We start from the raw sequence: 18,585 nt of genomic DNA, 5'->3' as shown, positions 1-18,585 counted from the left end.
CGCCCCGCTGGGCGGAGCGCCGGTAGTCTGAGTGTTTACTTGAGCGCCTTCAGCAGGGTCAGCCCGGCCAGCAGCTTCGCCGCATCAAGCTTGCCGACGCCGGATGCGTTGTCGAACCCGGTGATGGCGTTGTAGCCCCAGTTGTCGCCGGCAGTGACGTCGTTGGTGGTGAGGTCGGAGAGCTGGTAGAGCACCGGGCTGAGCTCGCCGGTGCGTCCGCCGAGCGCCTGCACGAACAGCGCGTTCACGCCGTTGAGCTGCGGCGCCACGAAGCTGGTGCCGCCGTAGAAGTTCGAGACGGCGCCGTCCTGGATATACTGGTAGCCGGACTCCGGATCGGCATTGGTGCTGATGTCGGGGCTGTTGCGTCCGGCAAAATTGGCCGGCAGCGTCACCTGCAGGACACTGCCCGACCCGCTATTCTGGGTGTAGGTCTGGCCCGGCTTGGTGCGGGTGATGCCCGGCGTCGCCAGCTGGTACCAGGGCTCGCCCCAGTAGGAACTCACGCCGCCGCCGCCGCCGGTCGAGAAGACGCTGGAGACCGGGAACTCGGACGCCTTGCCCTGGGCTGCGGCCTCGCTGGAGATGTAGTCCCAGCTCCAGGCCTGCTCCTGCGCCACCGTCAGGACGACGTCGCCCAGGGAATACGAGAACGGCAGGGTGGTGCCGCCAGCCGCGGTCACCAGCGGATCGCTGGCCGGATGGTCCACTGCGTAGGGCGCATTGCAGGTCGGCGCGGTGGCGGTCGGCGTGCCATAGGCCGGGCAGTCGCGCACGGTGTCGTAGGATCCGGAATCACCGGCGGCGATGAAGACGCTCTGTCCCTGCAACGCCATTTCGAGGAACGCCTCATGGAAGACCTGCAGCTGGTAGGTCTCGCCCGGGGTTTTGGTGGCGGCGTCGTAGAAGAAACCGAGCTCCGGCTGGCCCCAGCTCGACGACACCGTGTCGGCGATGTTCTCCGACGCCGCGGCCTCGAAACCGTCGATGAAGTTCGCATTGCTGATGTTGGGCGCGATGTACACCCGCTCGCTGGCACCCGGCGCGATGCCGCCGCTCTCCTCGACATCGAGGTCGGTCTCGCCTTCGCCGTCGGTGTTGTTGGTGCTCGCGGTCTCGCCGCCATCCACGTTCACCTTGGTGATGCGCGACTGCGAAACGTTGAGGCCGATCTGCTGCCAGAAGGAATAGGCGTCCGCGGCAGTGAAGGTGTTCAGCGTCACGATGCCGATCGTGGTGCCGCGCCCGGTGATGCCGCGGCTGCTGATCGGCGTCACGTCGTAGAACTTCTCGAAGTCGGCCGGCAGGTAGTTGCCGGGCGTGCCGCCGGTCAGGCTGGCGGACGTCGCGGCGACGGCGGCCTTGCGCGCACCGGCGGCGGCGAGCGCTGCCACATGCCTCGGCTTGGGATAGGCCATCGTGTTCAGGCCGCCGATGCCGCGGATCAGGCCGGCAAGCGCCGCGGGGATCTGCTGCGCCGTCAGCGAGGCGGTGCCGGTGCGGCCATCGACCGTGAACTGCTTGAGCTTGACGTTGAAGGTGCTCTCGACGTTGTTCACCGAGCTGCCGACCTCGATCGCGAGGTGGTTCGCATAGACATACTGGATGGTGAAGCCGAGATTCTCGAGCGTCGCCTCGACCTTGGCGATCTGGGCATCGCTGTCCGCATAGGCCGCGATGAACTGCTTGACGCTGAGGAACTGGTGGTAGGTGGAGCTGCCCGGCGTCTGCATGGCGCGGGCGGCGGCCTCGGCCGCGGCCAGGTTCTTGATCGGCAGATAGACCGTCAAGGCCAGGGGGACGCCGATACTGGGATCGGCGCGGGCGGACCGCACTCCGCCGGCGGTAGCCATCATGCCGGTCAGGACGGATGCCACGGAAAGGGCAAGGCAACGCTTCAGGGATCTCGACATCAAGCTTCCTCTCGTTGGCCGGTAGATCGAGAGGCGCCCGGACTGCCCGCCGAAAGCGATGCAGAGCCGGATCGTTGTCTCATCCCACTGGGTGGAGGAAGGTTAATAAAGCAGGCTTGAACGCGTCAATAAGCTAATCGCAGTAACTTTTTGGTTAGCTACAAAGCTGCGGTGATTTGCAGTTCCGGCTCCCGGCCTGCTGCCCGCTGACGCGGCTCGTTCTGGTCCATGCGCGCCGGGTCCATGCGCGCCGGGCGGCCGAGCAGGTAGCCCTGCACCTGGTCGCACCCCTTGCCCTGGATCATCGCAAGTTGCTGCGGCGTCTCCACCCCCTCGGCGACCACCGTGAGACCGAGATGATGGCCAAGTTCGATGATCGTCCGCACCAGCAGGTCGGCGCCTTCACCCTGGCCCAGCGTCCGCACGAAGGACCGGTCGATCTTGATCTTGTCCACGGCGAAGGACGACAGGTAGCTCAGACTCGAATAGCCGGTGCCGAAATCGTCAAGCGACACGCGCACGCCCTGGGCGCGGAGCGCGGAGAGGGTGCGTATGGCCTCGTCGGTGTCGGTGATCAGCACCCCCTCGGTGATCTCGATCTCGAGCCGGTGCGCCGGCAGGCCCGAGGTGAGCAGGGCGTCGGCCACGATCGACGGCAGGTTCGACTGCCGGAACTGCATCGGCGAGACGTTCACCGCGATCGACTGCCGCGCCGGCCAGGTCGACGCCTCGATGCAGGCGGTCCGGATCGCCCATTCGCCGACCGGAACGATCAGCCCGGTCTGCTCGGCCAGCGGGATGAAATCGATCGGCATCACCATCCCGCGCTTGGGGTGGTGCCAGCGTATCAGCGCCTCGTAGCCCTCGATCACGCCGCTGCTGCAGCTGAACAGCGGCTGGTAGTGCAGCTCGAGCTCGTCATTCTCGATGGCCAGGCGCAGGTCGTGCTCCAGTTCGACCCGCTCGTGCAGCACCAGGTCCATGCCGCGCTCGAAGAACTTGAACGATCCCGGGCTCTCGCGCTTGGCCTCGCGCAGCGCGGTGCCGGCGGCACGCAGCAGCGCCGCCTGGTTGACCGCATCCTGCGGATAGAGCGCAATGCCGATGCTGGCACTCGGTGCGACGCGCAGGCCCTCATGCTCGAACGCCTGGCCGAGGGTCTCCAGCAGGCGCCCGGCCAGCGCCGCCACCTGTCGCGCATCATCCTGCAGCGCGCAGACGATGACGAATTCATCGCCGCCGATACGCGCCAGGGTGTCCGACGAGCGCAGCTCCGCGGTGAGCCGCGACGCCAGTTCGCTCAGCAGCAGGTCGGCGCCATGGTCGCCGAGCAGGTCGTTGCAGGCCTTGAAGCGGTCGAGATCGAGATGCAGCAGGGCCACCGAGGTCTGCTGCGCGTCGCTGGCCGCCAGCGTGTGGATCATGCGCTCGTGCAGCAGCAGCCGGTTCGGCACGCCGGTCAGCGCGTCATGCTGCGCCAGGTGCCGGATGGTCTCGGCGTCGCGACGACGTTCGGATTGATCGACCAGAGCAACCGCGGTCGCCGGCCGGCCGATGAAGTCGATGGCGCGGCAGGCGACCTCGACGGGGACCAGCCGGCCGCCGCGTACTCGCACCTCCAGCTTCGCCGGTGCCTGCGGTTCGCTGCCCTGGTTCATCTGCGCCTGCGCGGCCGCCTGGCTGCCGGCCGAGAACAGCTCCAGGAACTGCCGGCCGATCAACGCGTCCATCGGCTCGCCGAACAGCGTGGCGCCGGCGGCATTGACCTCCAGGATCAGGCCGTCCTGGTGGATGATCATGACCTCGCGCGAGATCGAGCTCAGCAGGCGCAGGCGCTTGAGTTCCAGGACGGTGCGGTCGGAAAGATGCTGCTCCATCAGGGTCGCGGCCAGGCTTGCCACCAGCACGACCAGGCTGACCGCGCCGACGCCGGTCGCCAGCATGCCGTAGCTGAAGCCGCCCGGCGCCCCCACGCCAGGCCCGGGCATGCCGCGGGCGGCCGCGTGCGGACCGAGCGTGATCTGCAGCGCCGACATGCCGATGAAATGGATGCTCAGGACGCAGGCGGCGAGCCAGGCGGAGACCTCGATGCGCCGTCCCAGCCGCGACAGCCGGTCGGAGCGCGCGAAGGCGATCATCGCCAGCAGGATGCCGACCACCAGCGACCAGGCCAATTGCGGCCGGTCGATCCAGAGCGTCCCCGGCACATCCATCGCCGCGACGCCGGTCGCATGCATGGCGGCCACGCTGGCGCCGAGCGCCGTACCTGCCAGCACGCACCGTATCCCGCGCGGCAGCGACAGGCGCTGGCAGAGCAGCGCCAGCAGCGTGCCGCAGGTCGCGACCAGGATCGAGAGCAGGGTGAGGCCCGGGCGGTAGGTGATCTCGGTGCCGGGCATGAAGGCGAGCATGGCCACGAAATGCAGCGACCAGACGCCGCAGCCGAACACCGCGGCGGCGGCGGCCAGCCAGGCCAGCAAGCCGAGACGGCCCGGGCGTTCGGCGCGCGCCACCAGCGTCAGCGTCGTGAAGCAGGCAAGCAGGCAGATGCACGCCGCCAGCACCAGGAGCCGCGGATCATGCTGGTTGGTGATGCATCCGATGACGCGCATCATGAACAGGTCATTCGCCTTCTTGCCGATAGACCTGAATATGAAATGAAATCGCTTAGAACTCAATCCTCACGTTCAATTCACGTTCGCGGCTTCGAGTTCGTGTTCGGCCAGCAGCCACTGCTCCTCCGCCGCGCTGGCCTGGCGGCCGATCGCCGCCAGCCGGGTGTGCATTTCGGTGATCTCGCCGGCCTTGCCGGTCAGGTAGAGGGCCGGGTCCGCCAGGCGCCGTTCCAGCGCGGTGCGCTCCGCGGCCAACCTTGCCATCGTCCGCTCCGCCTCCTGCGCCCGCCTGCGAACCGGCGCCAGCACCCGTCGCTGCTCCGCCCGGTCGCGCCGATCGGCCGCCTGCCGGGGATTGGCGACAAGTCCGGGATTGGCGGCTTCACCGGGAGCGGGCGCCGCATGGGCCACGCGGTTGGCGATCCGGGCGCGTTCACCCAGCCAGGTGCGGTAGTCCGCCATGTCGCCGTCGAACGGCCGCACGGTGCCGTCGCCGACCAGCCACAGCCGGTCGGCCACCAGCTCGACCAGATGGGCGTCGTGGCTGATCAGCAACAAAGCGCCGGAAAACTCGGCCAGCGCCCGCACCAGCGCCTCGCGGGCGTCGATGTCGAGATGGTTGGTGGGCTCGTCCAGGATCAGCAGCTGCGGCGCATCGCGGGTTGCCAGCGCCAGCAGCAGCCGGGCCTTCTCGCCGCCGGAGAGGTCGCGCGACGGAGTGCCGGCGCGGTCGGCATCGAGGCCGAAGCGCGCGAGCTGGCCGCGCAGCAGGGTCGGCGGCGCTTCCGGCATGGCGCGCGCCATGTGCGCGACCGGGCTCTCCTCCGGTTCCAGCTCGTCGGCCTGGTGCTGCGCGAAATAGCCGACCCTGAGCTGGCGCGCGAGAGCGAGGCTGCCGCGCATCGGCGCGAGGCGGCCGGCGATGAGCTTGGCGAAGGTGGACTTGCCGCATCCGTTGGCGCCCAGCAGGGCGATGCGGTCGTCCATGTCCAGGCGCAGCGTCAGCCCGCGCAGCACCGGCTTGCCGTCATAGCCGGCATCGACCCGGTCCATGCTCAGCATCGGCGGGGCGAGCTGTGCCGGCTCCGGGAAGGCGAAGCGGACCGGCGCGTCCTCGACCACGCTCTCGATATGGTCGAGCTTTTCCAGCGCCTTGATGCGGGCCTGCGCCTGCCGTGCCTTGGTCGCCTTGGCGCGGAACCGGTCGACGAAGGATTGCATGTCAGCGCGCCGCTGGGCGATGCGCTCCGCCGCGCGGTTCTGCTGCAGTGCGCGCTCGGTGCGTAGGCGTACGAACTCGTCGTAGCCGCCCGGGGTGAGCGACAGCTTGCCGCCATCGAGATGGGCGATCGCGTGCACCGCGCGGTCGAGCAGGTTGCGGTCGTGGCTGACGATCAGCGCGGCACCCGGGAAGCGCGCCAGCCAGGTCTCCAGCCAGAGCGTCGCCTCGAGGTCGAGATGGTTGGTCGGCTCGTCGAGCAGCAGCAGGTCGGGCTGCAGGAACAGGGCGGTCGCCAGCGCCACCCGCATGCGCCAGCCGCCGGAGAATTCGCACACGGCGCGCGCCTGTGCCGCCGCGTCGAAGCCGAGGCCGGCCAGGATGGTCGCCGCCCGCGCGGGCGCGCTGTCGGCGGCAATCCCGCGAAGGCGCTCGTGGATGTCGGCGAGCCGGGCCGGATCAAGCTCGGTCCCGGCGGCGTCAAGCAGGCCGGCGCGCTCGGTATCGCCATCGAGCACGGTTTGCAGCAGACTTCCCGGACCCGATGGCGCTTCCTGCAGGATCCGCGCGATGCGTGCGCGCGACGACAGCCGGATCTCGCCGCCGTCGGGCGCGATGTCGCCGGCGATCGCCGCCAGCAGGGTGGACTTGCCGGCGCCGTTGCGCCCCAGCAGGCCGACCCGGCGGCCCGGCTCGATCGTGAGATCGGCGCCATCCAGCAGTGTGCGGCCCGCGATGCGCAGGGTGAGGCCGGAGATGACGAGCAGGCTCAAGTGGTGGTTCCGCGGCGAAGGGCGTGTGGCCAGCCCGGCCGATTTGTTCTAGATGCGCGCCCGGTAGCAACAGACTTCACCCAGAAACTTTACAAGGAGCCAGGACATGGCGACCGAGCGCACGCTTTCCATCATCAAGCCGGACGCCACCCGGCGCAACCTGACCGGTCGCATCAACGCGCTGTTCGAGGCAGCCGGCCTGCGCATCGTCGCCCAGCGCCGCATCCGCCTGTCCGACCTGGAGGCCGGCGCCTTCTATGCGGTGCATCGAGAGCGTCCGTTCTATGCGAGCCTGGTCGCCTCGATGACCGCGGGCCCGGTGGTGGTGCAGGTCCTCGAGGGCGAGGGCGCGGTGCTGAAGAACCGTTCCGTGATGGGCGCCACCAACCCGAAGCAGGCCGAGCCGCACACGGTGCGCGCGCAGTTCGCCGAAAGCATCGAGGCGAATTCGGTGCACGGCTCCGACAGTCCGGAGAACGCCGCCGCCGAGATCGCCTTCTTCTTCTCGGGGACCGAGATTCTTCCCTGAGCAGCACCGGCCTGAGCAGCACCGGCCTGAGCAGCACCGACCAGAGCAGCACCGGCCCGAGCAGCACCGGGTCTCCGGAGGCCATACCGCCAGGTCAGATCGTCGCCGCGGTGCTCGGCAACACCCTCGAGGTGTTCGACTTCATCGCCTACGGCACCTTCGCGGTGATGATCGGCCGGGCGTTCTTCCCGGCGCACGACCCGGAGCTGTCGCTGCTGCTGTCGGTCTCCACCTTCGGGGTCGGCTTCGTCACCCGGCCGCTCGGTGCGCTGCTGATCGGGGCGCTGGCCGACGGCCGCGGCAACCGGGCCGGCATGCTGGCCTCGCTGGCGCTGATGGGGGTCGGCAGCCTGATCATCGGCCTGCTGCCGGGCTTTGCCACGCTCGGCACGGCCGCGCCGCTGCTGCTGGTGCTGGCGCGCCTGATCCAGGGCCTCGCCTGGGGCGGCGAGGCCGGTCCCGCCACGATCTTCCTGCTCGACGCCGCCGGCAGCGGGCGGCAGGGACGGCTCATCGCCTGGCAGGGGGTGAGCCAGGCCTGCGCGGTGCTGCTGTGCGGCCTGGTCGGCGTGCTGCTGGACGTGCTGCTCGGACCCGCCGCGCTGTCGCGCTGGGGCTGGCGGGTGCCGTTCCTGCTCGGCACCGCGGTGGTGCCGGTCGGGCTCTGGCTGCGCTCGGGGCTGCATGAGCCGCGACGTGGCAACCCTGTCGCGCCGCGACGTGGCGCCCCGGTCGCCGAGCCTGCTGCGCATCCGTCGCTGCGCCGGGTGCTGGCCTGCGGCTTCCTGATGATGGCGGGGGGCACCGTCACCCAGTATTTCCTGAATTTCTCCACCAGCTACGCGCTGACCGCGCTGCACCTGCCGATACGCAACGCGCTGCTGGTGGCCGTGGTGATCGGCGTCTGCGGCGCGGGCGCCGCATGGGGCGGCGGCGTGCTGTCCGACCGGGTCGGCAGCCGGCGCGTGGCGATCTGGCCGCGCCTGCTGCTGGCCCTGCTGGTGCTGCCCGGCCTGTGGCTTGCCTCGCGCAGCGGCAGTGCCGCCTTGTTCATCGGGCTGTGCGCGGCGATCGCGATGCTGCAGGCATCCGGCTTCGTCGCCAGTGTCGTGCTGATGGTGCAGCACCTGCCGCAGGCCTTGCGCGCGACGCGGTTCGGCATGGCCACCCTTTTTGGAATGGTCTATGCGGTGGCGATCGCGGCCTTCGGTGGCACCGCGCAGGTTGCCTTCGTCTGGCTGATCCGCCAGACCGGCAGCGTGATCGCGCCGGGCTGGTACCTGCTGCTGGTGAACCTGGTGTGCGCGGGTGCTGCCCTGGCGCTGCCGGAAGTCGGCAGCTCTAACAGGGTGCTGAAGAAGCAAGACCAGGGCGCTGCCCTGGTCCCGCTGGGGCCGAAGGCCCCAGACCCCGATTCTTAAATTTCAGGATTTCAAAGGCTCGCCTTTGATGGGCTTGAGCCGCGAAGCGGATCGAGGGGGCAAAGCCCCTGGCCTGCTAAACCAGCGTCCAGTCGAGCAGCACCACGATGGCGATGACGACCGCCACGGCCCAGAATGCCGCCCGGCAGAAACGCGCCCAGAACATCTGGCGGTCGGCCATCAGGGCCTCCGCTGTCGTCGGCAACGGGGCGCCTTCGCTGCGGGGAGCCTGCTCGGTTGCCATGCTCGTCGATCCTCGTGGACGCTCCGGGCTGCAGATCTAGCGCAAAAGCGGCCACCCGATAAATGCCGCATCACACCGCAAGCAGCACGCCTTCGCGCGGCCCGGCCGCGCGGCCGCCGAGATGCCGGCGCAGCGCCAGCGGATACAGGAGGTGCTCCTGCTCCAGCACCCGGGCCGCCAGCGTCTCCGGCGTGTCGCCGGGATGCACGCAGATCGCCGCCTGTCCCAGGATCGGGCCGTCATCGACCCGCTCGGTGACCAGGTGCACGGTGCAGCCATGCAGGGTGACGCCGGCCTGCAAGGCGCGTGCGTGGGTTTGCAGGCCGGGAAACGCCGGCAGCAGGCTTGGATGGATGTTCAGCATGCGGCCGGCCCAGCGGGTGGTGAGCAGCGGGGTCAGCAGGCGCATGTAGCCGGCGAGGCAGACGCAGCCGATGTCGGCCTCGCGCAGCGCCGCGTCGATCGCCTGCTCGTGCGCGGCGCGGTCGCGCCCATGCGCACGGTGGTCGATCGCCTGCGCCTGGATGCCCGCATCCCGCGCGGTGTCCAGGCCGGGGGACGCTGGATTGTTGCTCAGCACCAGCGCGATCTCGGCCGGATAGTCCGGCGCGGCACTTGCCGCGATCAGCGCGTGGAGGTTGCTGCCGCGTCCGCTGACCAGCACCGCGACCCGGGTGCGCGCCATCCCGATCAGGCCTGCGGAAACAGCGGCAGGCTCGCATAGCGCAGCGTGGCCGGGGCGTCGGCCGGCCCGGCTTCGATGCGGCCGATCACGCAGGCGGTCTCGCCGAGTTCGGACAACAGGGCCGTGGCGCTCGCGGCGTTCGAGACGATCAGCGCCATGCCGATGCCGCAGTTGAACACGCGCAGCATTTCCTCGGGCGCGACCCCGCCGGCTCGTGCGAGCCAGCCGAACACCGGCGGCGGCGTCCAGGCCTCGCCGTCGATGGCGACCCGGGTGCCCGCCGGGAGTGCGCGCGGCAGGTTGCCCGGCAGGCCGCCGCCGGTGATGTGGGCGGCGCCCCGCAGCAGGCCGGCCCGGTGCAGGGCCAGCACCTGGTGCACGTAGAGCCGGGTCGGCGTCATCAGCGCCGCGCCGAGCGACAGGCCCGGCGCGAACGGGGCCGGGTCGTCCCAGCCCAGCCCGGCCGCGCGGACGATGCTGCGCACCAGCGAGAAGCCGTTCGCGTGCACGCCGCTGCTCGGCAGGCCGAGCACGATGTCCCCCGGAGCGATGGTCTTCGGCAGCAGCGCGTTGCGCTCGGCGGCACCCACCGAGAAGCCGGCGAGATCGTAGTGGCCCGGGCCGTACATGCCCGGCATCTCTGCGGTCTCGCCACCGACCAGGGCGCAACCGGCGAGCCGGCAGCCGTCGGCGATGCCGCGCACCACGCGCGCCGCAGCCTCCACCGCGAGCTTGCCGGTGGCGAAATAGTCCAGGAAGAACAGCGGCTCGGCGCCCTGCACCACGAGGTCGTTGACGCACATGGCGACCAGGTCGATGCCGACCGCGTCATGCCGCCCGGTCTCGATCGCCACCATCAGCTTGGTGCCGACGCCGTCGGTGGCGGAGACCAGCACCGGGTCGCGGTACCCGGCCGCCTTGAGGTCGAACAGCGCGCCGAAGCCGCCCAGGCCGCCCATGCTGCCGGGCCGGTCGGTGGCGCCGGCGGCCGGCCGGATCGCCTCGACCAGCCGCTCGCCCGCCTCGATATCCACGCCGGACGCGCGGTAGGTGCCCTCGGGCGGCATCTGGGTCATGCGGTGGCTGCCTCGTGCGCGTTGCGAACCAAGCCGGCATGGCTGGCCGGCGGTTCCTCGGGTAGATGCAATGCGGGTTCCTTTACGGCAGGCGGGGCGCGTCGTAAAACAATGAGAGAATCAGGTGAGCGGCCGGGTGGAGAGCACGGCGCGCAGCGGCAGCTTGCATTGCCGTTCGCGCACCGGCCACGCTTCGCGCGCGCGGATTTCATCGCCGCCCCATCGAACGCCGCGGCGCTGGCCTGGCTCGAGCGCCGCCGCGAGACCGACTGGCCCGACCATCGGCTGGCGCTATGGGGTGCGGCCGGCAGCGGCAAGACCCACCTGCTGCAGGTCTGGGCGCAGGACCATGACGCGCTGCTGCTGCCCGGCACGGCGTTGCGCGGGCTGACCCGGTTGCCGGAGAGGAGCGGCGACGCGGGCGGCATCGCGGTCGACGATGCCGACCTCGCCGCCGACGAGCGCGCCCTGCTGCACCTGCTGAACGCGGCCCGCGAGGACCGTCTGCCGATCCTGCTCTCCGGTCGCGCGCCGCCCGCCCGCTGGGAGATGCGGCTGCCCGACCTCGCGAGCCGGCTGCGGGCGACGGCGGCCGTCGGGCTGCGGCAGCCGGAGGAGGGATTGCTGCGCATCCTGCTGCAGCGGCTGCTCGCCGAGCGCCAGCTCGCGGTGGCGCAGCCGGTGGTGGACTGGCTGCTGCTGCGCCTGCCGCGGCGAGCGGACGCCATGCGGGAGGCGGCCCGCCGGCTCGACCAGGCGGCCCTCGCCTCGGGGGGTGCTGTGACACGCAGCCTGGCAGGATTGGTGCTCGACGAACTGCTCATCGGCCCGGACGAGTTCGTCGAGGACATGCCGGAGGGCGCGCCGCTGCTCTGAGCAGCAGAGTTGACACCAGGAGCGCCCGACCTTCTCCTGCCGCGCCGCAACTTCGCGCGCTCCGGTCCGGAGCCGTCAGGATGAAGTCTCTTGCCCACATCGCGCGAAGCCGTCCGGAGCAAGCAGTCGCGCCTCGCGCGGGCGGCGGCGGTGTTCGGCCCCGGGCTCGTGGTCATGCTCGCCGATACCGACGTGGGCAGCATCATCACAGCCGGGCAGAGCGGCGTGCAGTGGGGCTACCGGCTGCTGCTGCTGCAGTTCCTGCTGATGCCGATCCTGTTCATGGTGCAGGAACTGACCGTGCGGCTCGGCATCTTCACCGGGCGCGGCCATGGCGAGCTGATACGCGAGACCTTCGGGCGGTTCTGGGCGATCGTCTCGGCGGCCGGGCTCGCGGTCGCCACCGGCGGGGCGCTGCTGACCGAGTTCTCGGGCGTGGCAGGCGTCGGCGAGCTCTATGGCGTGCCACGGGCGGTGACGCTGGCGCTGGCGGCAGGCGCCCTGCTGCTGGTGGTGATCACCGGGTCGTACCGGCGCGCCGAGCGGGTGATGATCGCGGTCGGGCTGTTCGAGCTGGCGTTCTTCTATGTCGCCTGGGCGGCGCACCCGCACATGGCGGACATCGTGCGTGGCGCGGTGAACATCCCGTTCGCCAACAAGGGCTATGTCTATCTCGCGGCTGCCAATATCGGCGCCGTCATCATGCCCTGGATGATCTTCTACCAGCAGTCCGCGGTCGCCGACAAAAAGCTGCGTCCCGAGCATTACGGCGCCGCCCGCTGGGATACCGCGATCGGCGCGGTCATCACGCAGCTGGTGATGGCCGCGGTACTGATCGCGTGTGCCGCCACGATTGCGCCGAACCGGCCGGATGCCAGCCTGAATACGATCGGCGAGATGAGCCAGGCGCTGACCCCGTTCCTCGGCGGCCAGGCCGGTCGTCTGGTGTTCAGCCTGGGCGTGCTCGGCGCCGGCATGGTGGCGGCGATCGTGGCCTCCCTGGCGCTGGCCTGGGGCGTCGGCGAGGTTGCCGGCTATCGCCGCTCGCTGGAGTTGCGGCCGCTGGAGGCGCGCTGGTTCTACGGCATCTACGCCACTTGCGTGGTGGCGGGCGCGCTGCTGGTGGCGGTGTGGCCGGACCTGGTGGCGCTCAATGTCGGCGTGCAGGTGATGAATGCGCTGCTGCTGCCTCTGGTGCTGGGCTTCCTGATCGCGCTTGCGGTACGCGCGCTGCCGGACCAGCACCGGCTGCGCGGGCCGTATTTCTGGCTGGTAGTGGCCGTCTCAGGGCTCACCACCGCACTTGGCGTGTTCGGCGGCTTGCAAGGCGCAGGCAGCCTCTAACGCCTGCCCTGGTCGAGAAAGTTTAGCAGGGCGGCGTTGAACAGAGCGGGGTCCTGCAGGAACGCGAAGTGGCTGGTGTTCGGCAGGATCAGCAATCCGGCGTCGGGAATGGCGGCGGCGATGTGCTCGGTGTGCTGGCGCTTGATGGCCTCGTCATGGTCGCCGTCCGCGACCAGCACCGGAGTGCGGATTGCGGCGAGCTGCGCGTCGGTCCAGTTCGGCTGGTCCGCCCACATGCGGCCGATCTGCGCGACGAAGGCGTCGTACTGCCCGGGCGTTGCCGAGTAGCGTCTATACTCGTCGCCGGCGCGGCGGATGAAGGCGGCGAAGTTCGGGTTCTTCTCGACGCCGTCCCGCACGCCGTCGGTCGTCACGTTGGCGGCGAAGGCGAACACGGACCGGATGCGATCGGCATGGCGCATGGCGAGATCGAGACCGATGATGGCGCCGTCGCTCCAGCCCACGATGTCCGCGCGCCGGATCCCGAGCGCGTCCATCAGCCCGACCACGTCGTTTGCCATCAGGTCGTAGCCGAACGGACGGCCGTCTCGCGTGCTGCGTCCGTGCCCGCGGCTGTCCATGACAATCACGCGGTGACGCGGCGCCAGCGCCCGCACCTGGCGTCCCCAGTAGTCCGCGTTGGCGAGGCCGCCATGCAGCAGGATGACCGGCGGTCCCTGGCCGACGACGGCATAATGGATGCGTATGCCATCGACCGCTGCCTCGCCTGCGTGACTGGTCGCCAGTGCTACAGGCGTCGGCGGCAAGGTCTGCCAGCGTGCCGGCGCGGCGTCCGCAAGCCGGGGCAGGGCAGCGGCAAGCAGCAAAATCAGGCTGAGCCTGCGCATGGGCATTCTCCGTGGGTGGGGCTGCCGGGCAATCAGGCAAAATACTCGTCCGTGACCTCGTGAAGCCGCAAGGTCGGGCATCGGCTCTGCGACCTGGTGCAGCGGACGGCAATATTTTCTCCGAGACGCTTGTCCAGGCATGGCTCGATTCAGCCCGTATGCAAGCTGAGGGCTGCACCGCTGGCCGCGCCCAGCGCCACTACCGCCAGCGGTGGAACTTGCCACATCGTCAGGAGCAGGAAGCCGGCCACGGCCACGATGAAGTCGGCCGGCCGCAGGATCGTGCTGGTCCAGAGCGGGTCGTAGAGCGCCATCGCAAGCAGCCCGACCACGGCCGCATTGGCGCCTTGCACCGCGGCGCGTGCTGCCGGACGGGCGCGCAGCCAGTTCCAGAACGGCAGGGTTCCCGCCACCAGCAGAAGCCCTGGCAGGAAGATCGCCAGGAGGGCGATGGTGGCACCCTGCAGGCCGCCGGAACCCGGCCAGGCGACCGCTCCGAGATACGCGGCAAAGCTGAAGAGCGGTCCGGGCACGGCCTGCACCAGACCGTAGCCTGCCAGGAAGCGATCCTCCGGCACCCAGCCGGGCGCGACGACGGCATCGTGCAGCAGGGGCAGCACGACGTGGCCGCCGCCGAACACCAGGGCGCCGGCGCGGCTGAACGCCTCGAACAGCCTCAGCCCCTGCGGCACGGCTTCTGGACGCTGCGCCGCCAGGACCGGCGGCAACACCAGCAACGCAAGGAACAGCCCGAGACAGCGCGCCCCGGCCGGGGCCGACACCGGCTGCACGATCGGTATCGCATCCCGCGGCGCGCCGGTGCCCCGGCACAGCAGCAGCCCGGCTGCCGCTCCGAGGAAGATGGCGACCATCTGCGCCACGCCGGCCGGAGCCGCGGCGGTGGCGAGCATAGCGGCCATCGCGATCGCGGCGCGCGGCCGGTCCGGGCACAGCGATCGCGCCATGCCCAGGACCGCCCCCGCCACCACCGCCACCGCCGCCAGCCTGAGGCCGTGCAACAGCCCGTGGCCGAGCGGCGAGGCCGCCAGGCCGCCTGCCAGGTCGGCGCACAGCAGCATGAACAAGGCTGACGGCAGGGTGAAGCCGGCCCAGGCGGCGAGCGCGCCGATTGGCCCGGCGCGCAGCAGGCCGAGCGCGAAGCCGGCCTGGCTCGAGGCGGGTCCGGGCAGGAACTGGCACAGCCCGACGATCTCGGCGTAGTCCTGCTCGCTCACCCAGCCGCGGCGCTCGACCAGTTCGCTGCGGAAATAGCCGAGATGCGCGACCGGGCCGCCGAACGAGGTCAGTCCCAGCCGGAGGAACGCCAGCAGGACCTCGAACGGCGTCCCGGGACGGCCGGCCAACGCCTCGCACCGTCGCTCAGCTGCCGCGGGCGTAGATCGTCTTGGCGTTGCCGGCATCGATCAGTTGCGTCGGCACGGTGATCAGGGCCGGCACCGAGGCGGCGCAGTCGATCAGGATCTTCCTGGCGAGATCCAGCGCCTGGGCCGCCCCGGTCGGATACACCATGGTGGCCGCCCACTCGCCGTCGGCGACGGCGCGGATGCCGCCGGACGGTCCGGGCAGGCCGTCGGTGCCGATGATCTTGACCTGCCCGGACTTGCCGGCCTGCTTGGCGGCGATGTAGGCGCCGGCTGCGGCGAGGTCATTGCTGGCATAGACCAGCTTGATGTCGGGATGCGACTGCAGCATGGCGCCGAACACCGTCACCGCCTTGTCCTGCATCCAGTCGACCGGCTGCACCGCGACCAGCTTGAGCTTCGGATTGCTCGCGATGCCGGCCTTGAAGCCTTCGAGGCGCTCGATCGCCGGCGACGAGCTCGGCAGGCCTTCCAGGATCGCAACCTCGCCGCCTTCGGGTGCGAGTGTCGTCGCGGCGTACTCCCCGGCCTGCTTGGCGATGGCGCGGTTGTCGCCGGTCACGAAGCTTGTGTAGTCATGGCCCAGCGTCTTGCGATCGAGCTCGATCACCGGAATGCCCGCCTTGTACACGCGGCTGACCGCAGGCGTCAGCGGGGCCGCCTCGAAGGCGGAGACGAACAGGATGTCGACCTGCTGGGTCAGGAAGTTCTCGACCTGCGAGACCTGGGTATTGTCGCTGGCCTGCCCGTCGGCGATCACGATCTTGAACTGCGGAATGGTCTTCACCAGCCGTTCGAGCTCGTGATTGACCTGCGCCCGGTACGGCTCCTTGAAGTTCGCCTGCGAGAAGCCGATCACGTAGTGGTCGTGGGGTCCGCAGGTTTTTGAGAGTGGCTTGGCGAAAGCCGGCGTCGCCATCAGCGTTCCAGCTACCAGCATCGGTATGATACGCATCGTCGTGTCTCCCCTGGTCATGTTTTTGTTCAACGTGAGCCTGCGTCGCGTCCGACCACCGTCTGCAGGCCGGCGGCGAGCACGATGATGGCACCCGTGGCCAGCAGCTGCATGGCGGCGCTCACGTCGTTGAGCTGCAGGATATTGGCGAGTGCTCCGAGCATCACGGCGCCGGCGATGGTGCCGATCATGCTGCCGGCGCCGCCGAACAGGTCGGTGCCCCCGATCACCACGGCGGCGATCGCGTTCAGCTCGTAGCCGGATCCGTCGTTCGGGCTGCCGAAGCTGAACTGTCCGGCATGCACGATGCCGGCGACGCCGGCGCACAGGCCGCTCAGCCCGTACACCGAGATGCGCACCCACTGCACCGGAATGCCGGACAGACGCGCCGCGCGTTCGTTGCCGCCGACCGCGAACACGTAGCGGCCGTAGCGCGTGCGGTTGAGCAGGAACGCCGCCAGGATCGCGAGGATCACGAACACCAGGGTCGCGACCGGAAAGGTGTCGCCGAACAGCCGTTCGCCGAGCAGCGCGAAACCGGGCGGCGCGCGTCCGGGGCCGTCGCCGTAGGTGATGTTGATGAAGTTGTTGTCCGACGCGATCAGCGCCAGCCCGCGCGCCGCCTGCAGGCCCGCGAGCGTGACGATGAAGGCCTGGATGCGCAGCCGGGTCGAGAGCACGCCCTGCAGCAGGCCGAACACCACCGCCACCAGCAGCACCAGCGGCAGCGTGCTCGCGAGAGTCCAGCCGTCATTGACCAGCAGCGCCGCCGTCAGCACGCTCGACAGGCCGAGCACCGCGCCGACCGAGAGGTCGATGCCGCCGGCGATGATCACGAAGGTCATGCCAAGTGCGAGGATGCCGGTCTCGGAGATCGAGCGCACGATGTTGGCGACGTTGTCGGCGGCGAGGAACAGGATGCGGCCATGCCGGTGCGGTGAGAACAGCACGCCGCCGAGCAGCACCAGCACCAGGCCGAGCAGGCTCTGGAAGCGCACCAGAAGTGCAAGCGGCCGCAGGTGTGGCCGGGCGGCCGACGGCGCGATGGTGCTCACCGGGGCACCTTCAGGCGGCCCCCGACCGCGTCGTGCGCGCGTCACCCATGCTGTGCCGGCGCAGGGTTGCCTCGTCGACGCCGGCTGCGAACTCGGCAACCGTCACGCCGTCCTGCATGACCAGGATGCGGTCGCACAGCCCGATAAGTTCCGGCAGCTCGGACGACGCGACCAGCACGCCGAGCCCTTGACCCGCGAGCCCGCGCAACTGCCGGTAGATCTCGGCCTTGGCGCCGACATCGACACCGCGGGTCGGCTCGTCGAGCAGCAGCAGGCGCGGCTCGCTGAGCAGCTCCTTGGCGAACACCACCTTCTGCTGGTTGCCGCCGGAGAGGGTGATCACCTTCGCCTCCGGCCGGCGCGGCCGGACATCCGAGCGCTCGAGGGCTGCTGCCACCTGCCGGCGTTCGGCCGCCGGTGCGACCAGTCCGTGCGGCGTCATGCGCCGCAGCGTCGACATCACGATGTTGCGGGCCACCGTGTGCCCGGGTACGAAGCCGCTGCCACGCCGGTCGTCGGTAACGAAGGCGAGGCCGGCGCGGCGCGCCGCGTCCACCGTTCCCGGGCGGAACGGGCGGCCACCGACGCCGATCTCGCCCTCCCAGCGACCGGCCGCCTCGAAGCCGAACAGCGCCGACAGCAATTCGGTGCGGCCCGAACCCATCAGGCCGGACAGGCCGACGATCTCGCCCGCATGCACGGCGAGCGAGACGTCGCGCGGCGCTCTCCAGCCGGCCCGCGGCAGGTCGGGGACGAAGCGCGCATGCGACAGCGACAGCAGTACCGGGCCGTACGACCGCCCGTGCGCCGGGAACAGCGCGCTGAAATCGCGGCCGACCAGCAGGCGCACGAGCTCGGCCTGCGGCGCGTCCGGTGCGGCCTGCCCGGCAACGGTGCCGTCGCGCATCACCGTCACGCGGTCGCCGATGCGCGCAACCTCTTCCAGCCGGTGCGAGATATAGATGATGCCGACACCGCGGGCGCGCAGCTCGCGCACGACCCCGAACAGATGCTCCGCCTCGGTGGCAGACAGGGCGGCGGTCGGTTCGTCGAGGATCAGGATGCGCGCCTCGGCCGCCAGCGCCTTGGCGATCGCCACCAGTTGCCGCTCGCCCATGCGCAGCGAGGCGACCCGCCGCGAGGCCTTCAGCGTCACCCCGGCACGCGCCAGCAGGCCGCTCGCCTCGCGGCGCATGCGGGCGCCATCAAGGGTCCGGCGCGCGGTGAGCGGCTCGTGGCCGAGGAACAGGTTGGCGGCGATATCGAGCCCCGGCACCAGGTCGAGCTCCTGCGGGATCATGACGATGCCCGCCTCCTGCGCCTCGCGCGGGCTCTGCAGCCGCACCGGCTGTCCGTCGAGCCGGAGCGTGCCGGCATCGGGCGCCACCACGCCGGACAGCACGCTCATCAGCGTGCTCTTGCCGGCGCCGTTCTCGCCGAGCAGGACGTGCACCTCGCCGGGGCAGAGGTCGAAATCGACGCCGCGCAGGGCGTGCACGCCGCCGAAGCGCTTCTCGATGCCGACAAGCTCCAGCAGCAGGGTCTGGTCCAAGGCGTTTCCCCGGCCGGTCATCGCTTCAAGGCGACGCGCGCTTTATTGCGTCGACGCTAGACACCGGGGAAGCGTTGTCAAGCCGTGACGAAATGCGT

General features: G+C 70.2%; 15 protein-coding genes. 4 read left to right on the top strand and 11 right to left on the bottom strand.

The features are described from left to right. Positions 1–35 precede the first annotated feature (35 nt). From ACQY4O_RS08245 to ACQY4O_RS08235, 3 genes are all read right to left on the bottom strand, one after another. Positions 36–1,856: a S53 family peptidase gene (locus tag ACQY4O_RS08245; RefSeq protein ID WP_428375707.1), complete on the bottom strand. Its 1,821-nt coding sequence runs from the start codon at positions 1,854–1,856 to the stop codon at positions 36–38. 215 nt (positions 1,857–2,071) lie between these two features. Beyond that, positions 2,072–4,528, bottom strand: a complete 2,457-nt coding sequence (locus ACQY4O_RS08240) for an EAL domain-containing protein (protein ID WP_428375706.1) — start codon at positions 4,526–4,528, stop codon at positions 2,072–2,074. 72 nt (positions 4,529–4,600) lie between these two features. Continuing rightward, positions 4,601–6,520 (bottom strand): ABC-F family ATP-binding cassette domain-containing protein, encoded by a 1,920-nt coding sequence (locus ACQY4O_RS08235; RefSeq protein ID WP_428375705.1) that lies wholly within the window; start codon positions 6,518–6,520, stop codon positions 4,601–4,603. Positions 6,521–6,626: 106 nt separating this feature from the next. On the opposite strand from ACQY4O_RS08235, the gene ndk reads away from it, so the two are divergent. After that, positions 6,627–7,049 (top strand): nucleoside-diphosphate kinase, encoded by a 423-nt coding sequence (gene ndk, locus ACQY4O_RS08230; protein WP_428375703.1) that lies wholly within the window; start codon positions 6,627–6,629, stop codon positions 7,047–7,049. Between the two features lie 110 nt (positions 7,050–7,159). Further along, positions 7,160–8,470 carry an MFS transporter gene (locus ACQY4O_RS08225; RefSeq protein WP_428375701.1) on the top strand — a complete coding sequence of 437 codons (1,311 nt, stop codon included), beginning with the start codon at positions 7,160–7,162 and terminating at the stop codon, positions 8,468–8,470. Positions 8,471–8,546: 76 nt separating this feature from the next. On the opposite strand, the gene ACQY4O_RS08220 is transcribed toward ACQY4O_RS08225, so the two are convergent. From ACQY4O_RS08220 to purM, 3 genes are all read right to left on the bottom strand, one after another. After that, complete coding sequence (locus tag ACQY4O_RS08220; protein ID WP_428375700.1) at positions 8,547–8,714, bottom strand: hypothetical protein; 168 nt, start codon at positions 8,712–8,714, stop codon at positions 8,547–8,549. 70 nt (positions 8,715–8,784) lie between these two features. Beyond that, the gene (gene purN, locus ACQY4O_RS08215) at positions 8,785–9,399 is read right to left on the bottom strand and encodes a phosphoribosylglycinamide formyltransferase (RefSeq protein WP_428375699.1); all 615 of its coding nucleotides are present in this window, start codon (positions 9,397–9,399) and stop codon (positions 8,785–8,787) included. Positions 9,400–9,404: 5 nt separating this feature from the next. Then, positions 9,405–10,475, bottom strand: a complete 1,071-nt coding sequence (gene purM / locus ACQY4O_RS08210; RefSeq protein ID WP_428375698.1) for a phosphoribosylformylglycinamidine cyclo-ligase — start codon at positions 10,473–10,475, stop codon at positions 9,405–9,407. A gap of 111 nt (positions 10,476–10,586) precedes the next feature. Between purM and ACQY4O_RS08205 the strand changes: the two genes are divergently transcribed. Both ACQY4O_RS08205 and ACQY4O_RS08200 read left to right on the top strand, forming a co-directional pair. Next, positions 10,587–11,351, top strand: coding sequence for a chromosomal replication initiator DnaA (locus ACQY4O_RS08205; RefSeq protein ID WP_428375696.1), 765 nt, complete (start codon positions 10,587–10,589; stop codon positions 11,349–11,351). Positions 11,352–11,441: 90 nt separating this feature from the next. Next, positions 11,442–12,695: an NRAMP family divalent metal transporter gene (locus tag ACQY4O_RS08200; protein WP_428375694.1), complete on the top strand. Its 1,254-nt coding sequence runs from the start codon at positions 11,442–11,444 to the stop codon at positions 12,693–12,695. Here the strand turns inward: ACQY4O_RS08200 and ACQY4O_RS08195 are convergent. The 5 genes from ACQY4O_RS08195 to ACQY4O_RS08175 form a co-directional block, all read right to left on the bottom strand. Beyond that, complete coding sequence (locus tag ACQY4O_RS08195) at positions 12,692–13,543, bottom strand: alpha/beta fold hydrolase (RefSeq protein WP_428375692.1); 852 nt, start codon at positions 13,541–13,543, stop codon at positions 12,692–12,694. The genes ACQY4O_RS08200 and ACQY4O_RS08195 overlap by 4 nt on opposite strands. A gap of 149 nt (positions 13,544–13,692) precedes the next feature. Next, positions 13,693–14,907: a chromate efflux transporter gene (gene chrA / locus ACQY4O_RS08190; RefSeq protein WP_428375690.1), complete on the bottom strand. Its 1,215-nt coding sequence runs from the start codon at positions 14,905–14,907 to the stop codon at positions 13,693–13,695. A gap of 16 nt (positions 14,908–14,923) precedes the next feature. Then, positions 14,924–15,880 carry a substrate-binding domain-containing protein gene (locus tag ACQY4O_RS08185; RefSeq protein ID WP_428375688.1) on the bottom strand — a complete coding sequence of 319 codons (957 nt, stop codon included), beginning with the start codon at positions 15,878–15,880 and terminating at the stop codon, positions 14,924–14,926. 29 nt (positions 15,881–15,909) lie between these two features. Then, positions 15,910–16,935: an ABC transporter permease gene (locus ACQY4O_RS08180; RefSeq protein ID WP_428375687.1), complete on the bottom strand. Its 1,026-nt coding sequence runs from the start codon at positions 16,933–16,935 to the stop codon at positions 15,910–15,912. Positions 16,936–16,945: 10 nt separating this feature from the next. After that, the gene (locus ACQY4O_RS08175) at positions 16,946–18,508 is read right to left on the bottom strand and encodes a sugar ABC transporter ATP-binding protein (RefSeq protein ID WP_428375685.1); all 1,563 of its coding nucleotides are present in this window, start codon (positions 18,506–18,508) and stop codon (positions 16,946–16,948) included. Between the last annotated feature and the right edge of the window lie 77 nt (positions 18,509–18,585).

The organism is Lichenicoccus sp. (assembly GCF_965277665.1).
Lineage (GTDB): Bacteria > Pseudomonadota > Alphaproteobacteria > Acetobacterales > Acetobacteraceae > Lichenicoccus.
This window is presented reverse-complemented; position numbering and strand designations above follow the sequence as displayed.